Here is a 14106-nt window from a genome sequence, read left to right on the forward strand (position 1 = left end):
GCCGTCTTACCGTGCGCTATGGCTTTGCACTTAGCTATCATTGCGCTTGATATTTAGAACATCATATACCTCGTCCGTAATCCGATACCGAGGGCTGTAAAATCGCTCGAAAGCGTGTAGCGAGATGCAAGAAAGGTTCTTGGCAATAGTAACCCAAGAGGGGTCTTTCGTCTTAATCAAGTTGGAAATATGACTGAAGAAGTAGCTGACCCGTTGCAAGACCCGAATAGCTTCCCGTTCGTGTTCTCCCAATTGAGGAACGGCAACAATCTCCCCCGTAAGCAACGCCTCCCGACAGAACTCGGAGAGCTTCTTGCCCGTCCGTTCCGCTCGCTTTTGTATCCTCGTTTTCTCCTCTTCGGAGCAACGTATCCGAAGAAAGCAGGTCTTATTCGACTTCTTATCCCGTTTCTCTTTATCTGTTTTTGGTTTCATATTAGTTTGTTCACTAAGGCATTCCAGCCGATGAGAACGAAGTGATTACGGCTCTCCCCCCGAGCGCAGCGGTAAAGGGGGCAAGTGCAGTTTGTGGCTACAAACTGACGTCTTGCAATGTTACCGATGAAATACATTCGCATATACTATGATTTGCTTCCATTACTTGTTCTTCTTGCCTTTTGAGAATGCCGATTATTCATTTCATCACTGATGGCTCGGAATGCCGGGATTAAAGTTTGCGCCAGCGTTCTATATCCTCGCTGTATTCTTCCAAATGTCGGAGGGCTATGCTCTCCAAGAAACTCGAAACATTCGCCCCGTAATCGCCCAAGCGACGGACAACGAACTCCAAGCGTTCCCACGTGGAGCGACTGAGATAGGTTGCCTTTCTGTCGATGATTTTATGGGGTGTGAGAAAAGCTTCCCGATAGCTCTCCAAGCTTTCTTGTCGTTGCTTGTGGCTGATGCGTTTCGGAGTGCTTGATACCTCTTGTTGCTTTTCCTGTTTGGAATGCTCTGCTTTCACGGCTTCCTTTACTTCACTCAAAGACTCGGAAGGCAACGTTTGCTCGGAGACGGAGGAATGCGGAGAGCTTTCAGATTGCCCCGATTGCTCTATCTGCTTTGCTTCTTGTTTGGTAGAGATGGCTTTACTGACAATTTTGGAAAGTATCTGTGAGCCATCGGAGTCTTTGGGATGGTTCAAGTAATGAGATAAATCAAATTCCTCTTTCATGGCTTATTTGAGTTTACGTTTGACAATAACAGGGCGTACCGTTCGCCCTCTCTCGATTTCTAATGAGCTTTCTCCCGATTGGTAATTAGTAATCTTTGGATTGCCAATTAGCTTTTTCTGCTGTTGAGAGTATTGAGCAACGTGGTACTCATTGAGGTCTTTGTATCGGGAATAGTGTCGGCTCATATCCTCCACGTTGATACCTGCCGATTGTAAAGAATGTAGGGCTTGTCGTCCAGCTTGGTCGTTATCGAAGAAAGCTTGAACGGAATCGATACCTTTCTCGTGGAGATAGGCAATGGCTCGTGAAAGATTACTGACCGAGTTCAGTACAAGGCAGGGAGCAGTTTCTTTTCCTTTCATCGTGAGAAGGGAAAGGAAATCCATAAAGCCCTCAAAGATGCAGTGAGGAGCATTGTTCGCTTCTCCTGCAATCAGAGAAATATCCTTTGGAGCTATCGTTCCCTTGAATGTCTTGTCGTCTCGGAGTTCATATCCTCCTGCACGATTGGCAAAGCCGATGGCAGAATACTCTCTTCCTCCTACTTCGTAGCGAATGTGACGGAGATAGGGACTTGCCACGGCAAGGTCTATCTTGCGTACTTCTCGGAGATAGTTTTGCAGATGCAGAGGCAATTCTTCACTAATGGAGAGAATACGCCTTGTATTACTCGGTCGCTGTTCTTTCCTTTTCTGCTCTATGCGAGCTTCACGATGAAAGGGAAAGGGGGCGAGGGTTGTCGCTTTGCCTTCGGCAAGATGTGCCATTGCTTCATAGGCACTACATCCACGCATCCACATCACAAGGTCTATGATGCTTCCACCTTGGCTTGTCCCATAGTCGTGCCACAAGTTTTGCCGAAAGTCCACTTTCAGGCTGGCATTGGGGTCTTCTCGGTAAGGTGCGTGATAAAGGGCATAGCCGTTATAACGCTTGGCAGGCTCGATGCCGCAGGCGTGCAGATAGCCCGCTATCGGTATCGCTTTGATGTATTGTAGGTCGTAATATTCGTTGTTCATTGCTGTTATCGTTGGATTGGGATTATTCATATTCATTATTCGATATTTCATTGTTCGCTCTGTTTTCTCTTTTTGGAATTTTCCCCTTTTTATCTTACTACCCTTCGACACTCGAATAAGTGATTGACAGTGAAAGAGAAAAGTGTAACACTTCATTCGGTTTTATCCTTCTACACCTCCTGTCTACACCTTTTCTCATTCATTCTTCCGTAGAAGCGTAGAAAGATGGTAGTAAGCCGTGTTGTAAGATGAATCCCTCCTGCAATCCTTTCTCTTTCACTGTATTATCCTTAGTTGTAGTAACGTAGTAAGGAGAATAGGAAAGAAAAGAGAAAGGAATATTACAAGGGGGGATAGTGTGCTATGGCGGTTGCTCGGGGTAAACCTTACGGACGGCATAGACATACACGGGATTGCCGTTTATCCTGCGACACTCCCTCGTATAGCCTGCCTTTCGCAAGGCTTCGCCCATCCGCTTGGCGGAGAGGGATTGTCGGGTATAGCAGGAGAGATACCCCACTATCTCCGAATTGGTCATATAGAAGCGTTTCGTTGTCGTCTCCGCTTCCGTTGGAAAGGTGAAATAGCGGAGCAACAGTTCCATCTCTGTCGTATAGACTTGGAAGGTTTCGCTGTTTCTATGCAACTCGGCAATCTCTTCATCATTGAACCAATAGCGAAACCCTTCATTCAACCGTGTCTTGGCTTCGCTGTAAACGGCATCCATCGGAATGCTTTTGGCTCGGTCTATATCTATTGCCAGCACTTCAAAGGGCAGGAAGCGTCTGCTCCCTGTCGGGTCGGTGAGGAAGTCGTTGCCATTGACCGAAGCCACGAAACTTGCCAAGTGGGGTCGCTCCTCGATATGCTTCTCGTAAGGCATACGGTACTTCACCTGCGGACAGGTAATGAGATTCTTCAGTTCGTTCTCGTCCCGTTTATTGAGGGCTTTGAGTTGGTCGTCAATATTGATGATAAGGTTTTGCCCGATAAGACTCAGCACGTCCTTCTCCTGTGGATATATCTTCCCCGTATAGCGGTAATCGGAGAGAGACGGAGGGCAGAGCAGGTCAAGGAACGTGGTTTTGAATTTTCCCTGCTCACCTGTCAGCACAAGGCAGGTATGGTTACGACATTGCTTGTCGTCCATTGCGTTGGCGACCACCGCAACCAGCCACTTGGTGAGGTATTCTTTCCACTTCTCGGGATTGGTTACACTCACGCAGTCGGCAAGGGCGGTGATAGCTTCCGCATTCCCTTTCGTCAGCGGTAACGCTTGGAAATAGGTTTGTACAGGATTGACACGTGGGGAGAAATCGCTTTCGATGATGCTGTACAGATTCTCGGGCGAGGTCTGTACATCGGCTTCCTTATCTAAAGCTCGTTTGAGGGTATTGATACGGTAGCGGTCTATGGCTGTATAATCGCCCGTTCCTCGTGGACGGTACTCCGCTCGGTGCAACACGGTGTTGTATCGAAATTCGTAACGAGCCGAAAGGAACTCTTCTATTTGGGCGTTCTTGGAGGAATTCTCCTTCTCTTTTTTTTTCATTGTTCGTATCTCTTTTGTTTGCTTGATTTTGAACTTTTATCCGAAACAGGATGCTGAAACCAAGTTAGAGAGGCGAACAGGTGAAGCCAAGCCTTGTGGCGTTGTTGCATCGAGGTGCTGCATATTTCTTCGGCAAAAGGAAAGGATACCTCATATTTTCTCCTCAAAAATCAGAAAACGACAAATGGAAGAACGGGAAACGCTACCCGAATGGCTGTATCGGATTGCATGCAGATGCATGCCTTTGCCTTTTCGATGAAAGCAGAGGGAAAAGCCTAAAAAGACAGGGAGGAAGATTCTCTCTAACAGAGCCACTTCATACTATATCGACGCCAGAAGTATCCACTTAGCAGGAATGGGGTAAACAGTACATGTCGGTTCGTTATTTTCGCATCGAAACAGGATTTTCCCCCACGGAAGGAATTGGGAGAAACGGAGAGAAAAGGCAGGGAATCCCTTCTGAAAACAGATAGGTTTTACTTATACATTTGCCTGCAAGTTCCTGTTATTTCCCTTGCTTTCATCAGGTCTGGGAACAAGGATTTCAGCTGCATACATTTGCATCAAAAAGAGAAAATAACAACAATTAAAACGATATTGATATGAGATTTACCGCCATCGACACCTCCGCGTGGGAGGAACTGAAAAAGAGCATCGAAGAGTTGGCTCTTTGTATGAGAGAGAATTTCGGCACGAAGCCCGAAGTCCCCGACTTGTTACACAACGGAGATGTGTGCCGAATCCTGAACATCAGTAAACGGACGCTCCAGCACTATCGGGATACCTCCGTGCTACCCTTTATCCAAATCGGGCATAAGTGCTACTACAAACGTGAGGATGTGGAAGCACTCCTCGAAAAGTCGAACCGAAAAATACAATGACTATGGAACACGAAATCATAAATAAAGAAACGCCCGAAATGAAACAACTCATTTCGGGCATTCAAGAAGTAAGCAAGCGTATTCGGGAGATTGCCCAAACGCATCGTCCGCTCTTCGGGGGAGAAATCTACCTCACGGGGCGAGAGGTCTGCGAACACCTTTTCGTCAGTCCTCGCACCCTGCAAGACTATCGGGACAAGGGCATTATTCCCTATACCCAAATCGCAGGGAAAATCCTCTACAAACTTTCCGACATCAACCGACTACTACAAGAGAACTATCGGAGGTGATAACGAATATTATTTTTGAACGAGAGTTGTCCAAAATTGATCTTCCTCTTCAATTCTTTCGGAAAAAAGCCAGACCTCTTTGATAAGTCCGTCCTCCAAGCGAAGTAAATCCACGCCTCTCATTGCCATAGAAACTCCTTTTTTCTCCAAAGCGAAACTGATAGAAGCCACCACCATAGCCCCATTGTCAGCAAGGTAATCTACTTTAATACCCAAATCGCCACCGCTCCATTCAGCCAATTTCCCTAAGTGGGCAAAGACGGCTTGCTTCCCTGTGAAAGTACCCGACTGAACGCCCTTGCCCGGCTGATGCCAAACCAAATCATCGGCGAAAAGCAACTCCACTTTTGCCATATCGCCATTTTCCAATGCAGAAAAATACTGCTGTACAATTTCTAAATTTGTCATTTTTAAATCTTTATTTTTAGATGAATTCTTGCTTTCGCCGAATTGACAAGATGCAAATCCCATCAAAACGACTGCTAATAAAACTATCTTTCTCATTACCGATTGATTTTTATTTGAAAAGTTGAGAATTTGATGGCAAAATTATATCTTTGCTATCTATTTGTCAAGTACCTACAATATTGTATGATACTTACTATATTGTTAGATTTATTGATAATCAACAAGAAAAAATGCTATGGAGAGAAAAAATTCAGACAACGAATGCCCTGTACGAAAGTCGATGCAGATTTTTGCAGGTAAATGGACTTTACTCATTATTTATCAAATCAACAGCAGAATAATTCGCTACGGAGAGCTCAAGCGTGCCATTCCGGGTATAAGCGAGAAGATGCTCATAAACGAATTGAAATTCCTCTGTGACAAAGGATTGATTGCCAAAAAACAATACCCGGAAGTGCCTCCACGTGTAGAGTATTCGCTTACACCATTGGGAGAGAAAGTGCTGCCGATTATCGATGAAATTGCCAAATTCGGAATGGAAAATCTGTGAATCTTTGTTCTAATGGCTCTCTCTGCTATATGCATGCCATGTGGAAACAGGTCATTTACCTTCGCCAAGTACTTCTCTTAATGCATTCATCCCGTTAACGGCAGAAGGGAATCCGGCAGCATAAACAGACATTTGTAAAATAGCCTCTTTCACCTCATTGACAGAGCTTCCTGTATTGAGTGGGCAGCGTCGCATAAAGTAGTTGCAGTGGAGCAAACAGATAGAGAGTTCTTTGGAGCTCTCCGCACCGAGCGAGAAAGTTTCAACGAAAGTATGCGCCAACTAATCAAGAACGACATAGGTAGTTCCTCAACGTAACAGACATCATGAAAATAGAACGAGTTACCAAAAACAAGAAACAATTTCTTGATTTATTGCTGTTAGCGGACGAACAGGAAAATATGATTGACAAGTATTTGTCGTGTGGAGACTTGTTTGCCTTATACGACGATGACTTGAAAAGCATTTGCGTTGTAGTGCCTGTAAGCAGTGATACCTGTGAATTGAAGAACATAGCGACATACGAGCAATATCAGGGTAAAGGTTACGGTAGAAGATTGATAGATTATATTTCCGATTTCTACAAAAAAGACTATAGGGCAATGCTTGTCGGTACTGGTGAAGTTCCTGCAATCCTATCGTTTTATGAAGGCTGTGGTTTTGAAAAGTCTCATCGGATAGAGAATTTCTTCACTGACAATTACGACCATCCAATTTTCGAACGAGATATACAACTCGTAGATATGATTTACCTTAGAAAGGATTTATGACAATGGGAATAGACAATATCTTGAATAAGATACAGCAAATTGAACATGGGTTTCAGCATATTATTGATGGAGCTGGCGAGGTTGTTTCCACACACCCGAAAGAACAATGTTTTGAACTTGCACTCACTTTGTTTGAACACGAAGCCTATCAAGCACGAATGTTGGCAACAACAATCTTGGGCAGATTGGCAACAGAAGATAATAACGCACTTTGTCTTCTGAAAAAGCGAATAAGCACCGATGAGAATTGGAGAGTGCAGGAAATGCTTGCAAAGGCTTTTGATGAAGTTTGCAAACACAGGGGGTATGAAGCATCTTTACCTCTCATTGAAGAATGGTTGAATGATAACAAACCGAATGTTATCCGTGCTGTAACGGAGGGGTTGAGAATTTGGACAAGTCGCCCGTTCTTCAAAGAAAACCCATTAGTTGCTATTGCTCTAATCGCTAAGCACAAAGGACACGAAAGCGAATATCTTCGTAAATCTGTTGGAAACGCTTTAAGGGATATAAGCAAGAAACATTCAGACTTGATACGGCAAGAAGTGGAGCAATGGGATTTATCCAATCCTCAAGTTCTGTTCACTTACAAACTTGCAACGAAAATATTGAACCCTACTAAATAATCACACTATTTGTATATGGAATATTTGTTAACTTCACCTGGAGACCACTTAGATTTTGGTTTTGGAATTACCGCAGAAACTTATTATAACTCGGCTAAATATATGGATGAAGGAAGAGATAAAATTCAAGCCTTCCAACTTGTAGAAATGCCTATTAATTTCTTATATAGACACTCTATTGAATTAGCCTTAAAATCATTGATAATTATTTTTCATAAGAAATTATCTATCCCATACGAGAATGATTCTTGTGAGAGTACAAAACCTAAAATCCTAAGTCAAGGAAAATGGCGACCTCTCTATAGTTGCCATTGGATTGATGAGTTATATCGGTATTGGAAAGACGAGTTGCTACTAAAGAATATAACAAGACTTGAATCCCTTGCTAATAAAGGAGATTGGAAAGAATACGAGGATATAACAAAGGCTATTCCTATTATTGCAAAATACGATAAACAAAGTTCTTTCTTTAGATATCCTGTAACGGAAAATCCGAACTTGGATTTGGAGAAATTCACAATGAAAGAAGTGGATATTGAAACCTTACGCAAGATATTTGAACAGCAAGAATCAGTGAAAGAAAAAGAGAGGGGAGGAAATGTTATTTTAGCCATAAAAAATGATAATGATGAAATTATAAAGGCATACAGAAGGCAAAAGGAATTGTTGACAGAATTATCTGATTCACTAAAGAAAGTTGCTCATTATTTTTATTGCATCCATATAATGACAAGAATTGAATTATGTAAAGGAAAGTAGTATTCACCTTTTATTACAATAAGAAATGTGATGTCAGCAGGTATTAGTACATAGGTGCGTGCTGACTAATTGATACATCAACGCACAAATAAGAAAAAAGAGTTTGTTTCGCACTAATGAAGCAAACTCTTTTCCATTTAAGCCTATATACTACCTTGCTTTATCAGCCTGTCTATGTCTCTTGTAATCTTTTGGTCGGTGATTTGGGCATAAATTTGCGTGCTGGCAATGGACGAATGTCCCATCATCTTTGCAATACTCTCTATCGGAATACCTGCCTCCAAAGTCAGCGTGCCGAAACTATGCCTACCAACGTGGTAGCCCAGCGGAGTGCGAATGCCACACGCCAACCCCACGGCTTTAAGATGGGTAAGCAGTTTGCTCTTGCTCATTGTATCGGGGAATATCTTGTAATCTTCCTTGCTCTCCTCCTTGGTATAAAGCGAAAGTATCTGCTCCGCTATCGGATGCAAGGGTATCAAACTCTCCACTTCCGTTTTCTGTCTTGCCCTGCGGATATACCGCTTCCCTTCACTGTTCGTTTCGATTTGCGAAGCTCTTAGGCTCTGCAAGTCGGCAAAAGCCAAACCCGTAAAGACGGAGAAGAGAAACATCCTTCGGCTTAGTTCCGCCCCTTCCTCCTGCAACGGGAATGCCAAGAGTTTTGCCACATCGCCCTTGCTCAGGAAACGAGGTTTGCGCTCCACGGCTTCATATTTCACCTCTTCAAACGGATTGAAGCGTATTGTCCCTTGACTGACGGCTCGATACATCAACCGACTCAACCAACAGAGATGCTTGTTTATCGTTGCAGAAGCATAGCCCTCCTTCTTCAAATAAAAACGGTAATCATCAAAAAAGTCTATCGTTAGAGCCGTTAGGGGAATATCCTCTTCGCCACGATTTCGCACAAAAGCATTGAGCTGTTTATCGGAACTTCGATTGTTGCTATACGTTCCCTCACTCTTGCTTTCTCTTTGGGCATTGAGTTCCTCTGTACTAAGGGCAAGAAGTGTCGTTGGATTCCGTCCGATGCCTTGTAAGTAGTTCTTCAGAAGCTCGGCACTCACTGCTCCATATTTGTAGAGCAAAGTATTGTAACCCTGTTCGATTTCCTCCCGAAAGGTTTGTAGGCGTTGGTTGGTCTTCTTGTCCATTGTTTCCCCTCGCTTCACGCTCCAATCGTGGGGGTTGATGCTTTCGCCTGTGGTTATCACTACGTTCGCTCCGTCAATGGTGATACGACAAAGGATTGCCGTTGTGCCGTCTGCTTTGGTCTTGTTTTTATTGATATAGAATAGGATTTTGAATGTACTGCGCATAACTCCTACAAGGTTAAGGTTAAGTCTTCAGTGAAAGAGAGAAATCGATCAAACTCATCGAAGAGCTTTTTCGGGGTAACATGGGCGTATCGCTCAGTCGTTTGTATGTTGCTGTGCCCCAGCATTCGGCTCACCGTTTCAATGGGAACGCCACGTTCCAAAGTAATCAAGGTCGCAAAAGTATGGCGACCAACGTGTGCCGAAAGAGGAATAGATATACCTGCTCGAAGTTGCAGAGCTTTGAGTTGGACGAGATAAGCCGAATAAGCAATGGGTGCAAAGAGCGTAGTTCGTTCGTCAGATTGATACCGCCCTATCAAATGCACCGCTTCAGGCAAGAGCTTCACACGACAAAGGGTATTGGTCTTTTGTCTGCGGAACTTCAACCACAACGCCCCCTCATCATCCGTAAAGAGATGTTCCCGACTAAGGATGACCATATCGCAGTAAGCAACACCCGTAAAGCAAGAAAAGAGAAAGAGATTGCGAGCGGTTTCCAACTCCACTTCATATGGCTCAAAAGTCAGGTTCTGCAACTTATCCAATGAAGCTCTGTCCAATGCACGAGGTTGTTTATTCTCTCCTCGTTCTATCTCCACGTGGGCGAATAGTTGTCGTTCGGTTAGTCCTTCACGATACGCCAAACGGCAGACTTTCTTCACCGCTAAAGCCATCTTACGATAATAACCTTGCGAATGTCCCAGCTTTCCGACAGAATAGTGTTGCAAGCATTCCAAAAAGTCTTCCTCTATCTGTCCGAAAGAAATATCTGTCGTGTGATACTTCTCTCGGATAAAGGCTTGCAGATGCTTACGAGTAGTGTAGTAACTGTTTAAAGTCGTCGCCTTTATTTCTATACCCACCTTTTGCTCCATCTCCTTGACCATTCGGTCGTATCGCTCCAAAAAGGTTATTTGAGTTTGCATGCTCCCTTGGAACTGCTCCTTGATGTCTGTCGCTGTAAAGACAGCACCTCGCTCGCAAAGGAGTCGATAAGCCGACTGTACCGAGAGAAGCAAGCGTTCCAACTTGCCATTCATTACCACCGCTTCACGGCTCTTGCCGTTTAGTCTGCTCTCACGAGCATTCCACAACTTGGGGTCGCACGACAGTTTACAACTGAATTGGGCTATCGTTCGTCCATAGGTTATACGTCCCATAATCGGAGCTTGTCCCGACTTGTCCAATCCGCTCTTTTTCAGGTAGAGCAACACCTTGAATTTGTCTGTTTGCATACGCTTCTGTTTTTATGGGCAAAGTTACCCGTTACCGAAGCGTCTTCAGCTACGCAAAACATTGTAATACAAAGCATAAGCACCGTGATAGAGAAAAGATGAGTTACCGAACACTCTTCTGTCGGTTACCTTCTCCTGCCTCCTCGTTACCATTCGGAGAATGAACTAACGATTTGGTAACGGAACTTCTGCACAAATCCACATCTTCTGCACTTTATCCCTCTGTGCAAACCACCGAGATATAACGCAAATCCCTCTCATTTCCATTTACTTACATTCAATCCTCACCCTAATACCCTTTCCCCTAATAGTTCCAAGCAAACTTTCAAAACCTCCTATGATAACTCAAGTTTTTATATACGCAAACTTTAGTTCCCTCCTATGCAAACTTTTTTGAGCTATTATGTCCCGATAGGATAGAGTAGGTTGTTACCAATTTTCCCTCTTTACACAGAGCTATAAATCTATGATTTTTAGTACCTTTGCCAAGAATGTTTCAAGAAGAAAAATAAATTAAGATGACTATGTTAACACCCGTAACTAAGACGATTGATCTTGGTGATGGACGTTCCATCAAGATCGAAACGGGAAAATTGGCAAAACAAGCCGACGGTGCTGTCACCGTAACTATGGGCAATACCGTGTTGCTCGCTACTGTATGCGCTGCTTCGGAAGCAGCTCCCGACTGCGACTTTATGCCGCTTCAAGTAGATTACAAAGAGAAGTACTCCTCGATTGGTCGCTTCCCTGGAGGTTTTACCAAGCGTGAGGGAAAGGCTTCTGATTATGAGATATTGACGAGCCGCTTGGTGGATAGAGCTCTACGCCCCCTCTTCCCGGCAGATTATCATGCAGAGGTTTTCGTGAGCATTACGCTCTTCTCTGCCGATGGAGTAGATATTCCCGATGCTTTGGCAGGGTTGGCTGCTTCGGCAGCACTTGCCGTTTCAGATATTCCTTTCGAGGGGCCTATCAGCGAGGTGCGCGTGGCTCGTGTAGATGGCAAGATTATCATCAACCCTACCTTTGAGCAATTGGAAAATGCCGATATAGACATGATGGTGGCGGCAACAATGGACAACATCATGATGGTAGAGGGAGAGATGGACGAGGTACAGGAGAGCGATATGCTCGAGGCTATCAAGGTAGCTCACGAGGCTATCAAAAAGCAGTGCCAAGCTCAGTTAGAACTCTCTGCGGCAGTAGGCAAATTGGAAAAACGTGCTTACTCTCACGAAGAGAATGATGAAGTCCTCCGCCAAGATGTACATGACAAGTGCTACGCAAAGGCGTATGCCATTGCTACCAGCGGCACAGACAAACACGCTCGTGCAGAGGCTTTCAAAAATCTTGTAGAGGAATACAAGGCACAGTTCTCCGAAGAGGATTTAGCTCTCAAAAAGACCATGATAGCCCGTTATTACCACGATGTGGAGAAAGAGGCTATGCGTCGTGCCATTTTGGACGAAGGCAAGCGTCTCGATGGTCGTAAGACTACCGAAATACGTCCTATATGGATCGAAACAGATTGTCTGCCTATGCCTCACGGATCGGCTATCTTCACCCGTGGAGAGACCCAATCTTTGACAACTGTTACATTGGGTACAAAAGCCGACGAAAAGCTTGTAGACGATGTGCTCTACCGTACCAAAGAGCGTTTTCTCTTGCACTACAACTTCCCTCCTTTCTCTACAGGAGAGGCTCGTCCACAGCGAGCTACGGGACGTCGTGAGATCGGACACGGCAACTTGGCGTTCCGTGCGCTCAAACGCATGATCCCTCAAGACTGTCCCTACGTAGTACGTGTAATCAGCGATATATTGGAGTCTAACGGTTCTTCCTCTATGGCTACCGTTTGTGCAGGTACCCTCGCACTTATGGATGCAGGAGTAAAAATCAAAAAGCCTGTATCGGGCATTGCTATGGGACTTATTAGCGAAAATAAGGGTGCCAACTATGCCATTCTCTCTGATATCCTCGGAGACGAAGACCATCTCGGAGATATGGACTTCAAGGTAACAGGTACACGAGATGGTATCACCGCAACTCAAATGGATATAAAGGTAGATGGCTTGAGCTACGAGATTTTGGAGAACGCTCTTCGTCAGGCTCGTGAGGGACGTATGCACATACTCGGAAAAATCGAGGAAGCTATGCCCGCTGTACGCCCCGACTTGAAGCCACAAGCTCCTCGTATCGAGCGTCTACGCGTGCCGAAAGAATTCATTGGAGCTATTATCGGCCCTGGTGGAAAGATTATCCAAGGCATCCAAGAGAAGAGTGGTGCTATAGTGAGCATCGAAGAGGTTGAGGGCGAAGGTCATGTAGAGATCTCCAGTGCCAACAAGGAGGCTTTGGACGCAGCTATGGCTATGATCAAGGGTATCGTAGCACTCCCCGAAGTGGGCGAAGTGTATGATGGCAAGATTACCTCCGTTATGCCTTATGGTTGCTTTGTAGAGTTTCTCCCTGGCAAGGAGGGTTTGCTCCACATCAGTGAAATAGATTGGAAGCGTTTTGAAAAGATAGAAGACACCAACCTACACGAGGGAGATGCCGTTAAGATACAGCTCTTGGAGATTGACCCTAAAACGGGCAAGTTCAAACTCTCTCGTCGCTCTTTGATTGACAAACCAGCCGACTATGTAGAGCCTGAGCGTCGTCCTCGTCGCCGTGAGGAGGGTGAGCGCGGAGAACGCCGTCGCAGAGAATAGAACCAAGAGGCAAAATACTTCAACGAAAGCGAACTTTAGGGAGTGAGAAAAGGCACTTTGCTCTACTTCCTTTCTAAAATTAGATAGACGAACTCCCCTTTCTTTTTCATCGAAGGAAGGGGAGTTTCTTAGGTTTATAGGTCAAAATTGTTGGCGCGATATCTCTGAAATCTCGTGTAGGTAGTCAGCCCTTAAAAGTCATCTAATTACTGATATTCAACATATTATATTGAGAATCTCTTTGATAAATCTGCAAGCTTTCTTATCTGTACAGTGAGAAACTTGCAGATTTTCATGATTAAAAAGCCTCATCATAGTCCTTCATTATTCAGCAGCTTATCAGACCTGTTGAATTCATCGCATCCACTCTATAAATTAGCCGACAAAATAGATTGGGCAAAATTCGATACGGCTTTCGAGCCTTTGTATTCTCAGAATAATGGTCGCCTTGCTAAGCCGATTCGTCTGATGTGTGGATTGTTGATTCTCAAACATCTTCGCAATCTCTCAGATGAATCGGTTGTGGAACAATGGAGTGAAAATGCTTATTATCAGTACTTTTGTGGCATGCAAGAGTTTACACCCTGTGCCCCCTGCGCCTCTTCTGAATTGGTTCATTTTCGCAATCGCATTGGGGAAAAGGGTATAGAGCTTATTTTTCAGGAAAGCATTCGTGTCAATAACGAAGATGATGATCATCATCATGACACTGCCTTTATTGATTCTACCGTTCAAGAAAAGAATATCACCTTCCCGACTGATGCCAAGTTGCATAAAAAGATCATTCGTAAGGTTCTGGATATCG

Annotated in this window: 15 protein-coding genes; 8 read left to right on the forward strand and 7 right to left on the reverse strand. The window is 44.4% G+C overall.

The window, feature by feature from the left end; translation table 11 throughout:
* Window positions 1-30: 30 nt before the first annotated feature.
* The 4 genes from B5D06_RS08510 to B5D06_RS08525 form a co-directional block, all read right to left on the reverse strand.
* Complete coding sequence (locus B5D06_RS08510) at window positions 31-435, reverse strand: plasmid mobilization protein (RefSeq protein WP_053327769.1); 405 nt, start codon at window positions 433-435, stop codon at window positions 31-33.
* Window positions 436-667: 232 nt separating this feature from the next.
* Window positions 668-1174: a DUF3408 domain-containing protein gene (locus B5D06_RS08515; RefSeq protein WP_053327770.1), complete on the reverse strand. Its 507-nt coding sequence runs from the start codon at window positions 1172-1174 to the stop codon at window positions 668-670.
* Window positions 1175-1177: 3 nt separating this feature from the next.
* Window positions 1178-2194, reverse strand: coding sequence for a toprim domain-containing protein (locus B5D06_RS08520; RefSeq protein WP_078737572.1), 1017 nt, complete (start codon window positions 2192-2194; stop codon window positions 1178-1180).
* Window positions 2195-2555: 361 nt separating this feature from the next.
* Window positions 2556-3746: a VapE domain-containing protein gene (locus tag B5D06_RS08525; RefSeq protein WP_078737565.1), complete on the reverse strand. Its 1191-nt coding sequence runs from the start codon at window positions 3744-3746 to the stop codon at window positions 2556-2558.
* A gap of 602 nt (window positions 3747-4348) precedes the next feature.
* Between B5D06_RS08525 and B5D06_RS08535 the strand changes: the two genes are divergently transcribed.
* Window positions 4349-4627: a helix-turn-helix domain-containing protein gene (locus B5D06_RS08535; protein WP_078737566.1), complete on the forward strand. Its 279-nt coding sequence runs from the start codon at window positions 4349-4351 to the stop codon at window positions 4625-4627.
* Between the two features lie 2 nt (window positions 4628-4629).
* Window positions 4630-4917: a helix-turn-helix domain-containing protein gene (locus tag B5D06_RS08540; protein WP_078737573.1), complete on the forward strand. Its 288-nt coding sequence runs from the start codon at window positions 4630-4632 to the stop codon at window positions 4915-4917.
* Window positions 4918-4926: 9 nt separating this feature from the next.
* On the opposite strand, the gene B5D06_RS08545 is transcribed toward B5D06_RS08540, so the two are convergent.
* A complete protein-coding gene (locus tag B5D06_RS08545) occupies window positions 4927-5325 on the reverse strand; it encodes a nuclear transport factor 2 family protein (protein WP_036887791.1) in 399 nt (132 codons plus the stop codon).
* 235 nt (window positions 5326-5560) lie between these two features.
* On the opposite strand from B5D06_RS08545, the gene B5D06_RS08550 reads away from it, so the two are divergent.
* From B5D06_RS08550 to B5D06_RS08570, 4 genes are all read left to right on the forward strand, one after another.
* Window positions 5561-5875: a winged helix-turn-helix transcriptional regulator gene (locus B5D06_RS08550; protein WP_036887794.1), complete on the forward strand. Its 315-nt coding sequence runs from the start codon at window positions 5561-5563 to the stop codon at window positions 5873-5875.
* 326 nt (window positions 5876-6201) lie between these two features.
* Window positions 6202-6645 (forward strand): GNAT family N-acetyltransferase, encoded by a 444-nt coding sequence (locus tag B5D06_RS08560; RefSeq protein WP_078737567.1) that lies wholly within the window; start codon window positions 6202-6204, stop codon window positions 6643-6645.
* Between the two features lie 2 nt (window positions 6646-6647).
* Window positions 6648-7271 (forward strand): DNA alkylation repair protein, encoded by a 624-nt coding sequence (locus tag B5D06_RS08565; RefSeq protein ID WP_078737574.1) that lies wholly within the window; start codon window positions 6648-6650, stop codon window positions 7269-7271.
* Between the two features lie 15 nt (window positions 7272-7286).
* Window positions 7287-8030, forward strand: a complete 744-nt coding sequence (locus B5D06_RS08570; protein ID WP_078737568.1) for a hypothetical protein — start codon at window positions 7287-7289, stop codon at window positions 8028-8030.
* A gap of 143 nt (window positions 8031-8173) precedes the next feature.
* Here B5D06_RS08570 and B5D06_RS08575 read toward each other — a convergent pair whose 3' ends face one another.
* Window positions 8174-9352, reverse strand: coding sequence for a site-specific integrase (locus B5D06_RS08575; protein ID WP_078737569.1), 1179 nt, complete (start codon window positions 9350-9352; stop codon window positions 8174-8176).
* Window positions 9353-9357: 5 nt separating this feature from the next.
* A complete protein-coding gene (locus B5D06_RS08580) occupies window positions 9358-10587 on the reverse strand; it encodes a site-specific integrase (RefSeq protein ID WP_078737570.1) in 1230 nt (409 codons plus the stop codon).
* A 524-nt stretch (window positions 10588-11111) separates the two neighbouring features.
* On the opposite strand from B5D06_RS08580, the gene B5D06_RS08585 reads away from it, so the two are divergent.
* Both B5D06_RS08585 and B5D06_RS08590 read left to right on the forward strand, forming a co-directional pair.
* A complete protein-coding gene (locus tag B5D06_RS08585) occupies window positions 11112-13301 on the forward strand; it encodes a polyribonucleotide nucleotidyltransferase (RefSeq protein WP_078737571.1) in 2190 nt (729 codons plus the stop codon).
* 294 nt (window positions 13302-13595) lie between these two features.
* A partial coding sequence (locus tag B5D06_RS08590; protein WP_143742665.1) for a transposase occupies window positions 13596-14106 on the forward strand: 511 nt, incomplete at its 3' end.

The sequence above is a fragment of the Porphyromonas circumdentaria genome (genome assembly GCF_900167105.1).
Taxonomy (GTDB): Bacteria; Bacteroidota; Bacteroidia; order Bacteroidales; family Porphyromonadaceae; genus Porphyromonas; species Porphyromonas circumdentaria.

Coding starts and splice junctions, on each gene's coding strand:
- B5D06_RS08510 (WP_053327769.1), bottom strand. CDS start 435: ATGAAACCAAAAACAGATAAAGAGAAACGGGATAAGAAGTCGAATAAG.
- B5D06_RS08515 (WP_053327770.1), bottom strand. CDS start 1,174: ATGAAAGAGGAATTTGATTTATCTCATTACTTGAACCATCCCAAAGAC.
- B5D06_RS08520 (WP_078737572.1), bottom strand. CDS start 2,194: ATGAACAACGAATATTACGACCTACAATACATCAAAGCGATACCGATA.
- B5D06_RS08525 (WP_078737565.1), bottom strand. CDS start 3,746: ATGAAAAAAAAAGAGAAGGAGAATTCCTCCAAGAACGCCCAAATAGAA.
- B5D06_RS08535 (WP_078737566.1), top strand. CDS start 4,349: ATGAGATTTACCGCCATCGACACCTCCGCGTGGGAGGAACTGAAAAAG.
- B5D06_RS08540 (WP_078737573.1), top strand. CDS start 4,630: ATGGAACACGAAATCATAAATAAAGAAACGCCCGAAATGAAACAACTC.
- B5D06_RS08545 (WP_036887791.1), bottom strand. CDS start 5,325: ATGACAAATTTAGAAATTGTACAGCAGTATTTTTCTGCATTGGAAAAT.
- B5D06_RS08550 (WP_036887794.1), top strand. CDS start 5,561: ATGGAGAGAAAAAATTCAGACAACGAATGCCCTGTACGAAAGTCGATG.
- B5D06_RS08560 (WP_078737567.1), top strand. CDS start 6,202: ATGAAAATAGAACGAGTTACCAAAAACAAGAAACAATTTCTTGATTTA.
- B5D06_RS08565 (WP_078737574.1), top strand. CDS start 6,648: ATGGGAATAGACAATATCTTGAATAAGATACAGCAAATTGAACATGGG.
- B5D06_RS08570 (WP_078737568.1), top strand. CDS start 7,287: ATGGAATATTTGTTAACTTCACCTGGAGACCACTTAGATTTTGGTTTT.
- B5D06_RS08575 (WP_078737569.1), bottom strand. CDS start 9,352: ATGCGCAGTACATTCAAAATCCTATTCTATATCAATAAAAACAAGACC.
- B5D06_RS08580 (WP_078737570.1), bottom strand. CDS start 10,587: ATGCAAACAGACAAATTCAAGGTGTTGCTCTACCTGAAAAAGAGCGGA.
- B5D06_RS08585 (WP_078737571.1), top strand. CDS start 11,112: ATGTTAACACCCGTAACTAAGACGATTGATCTTGGTGATGGACGTTCC.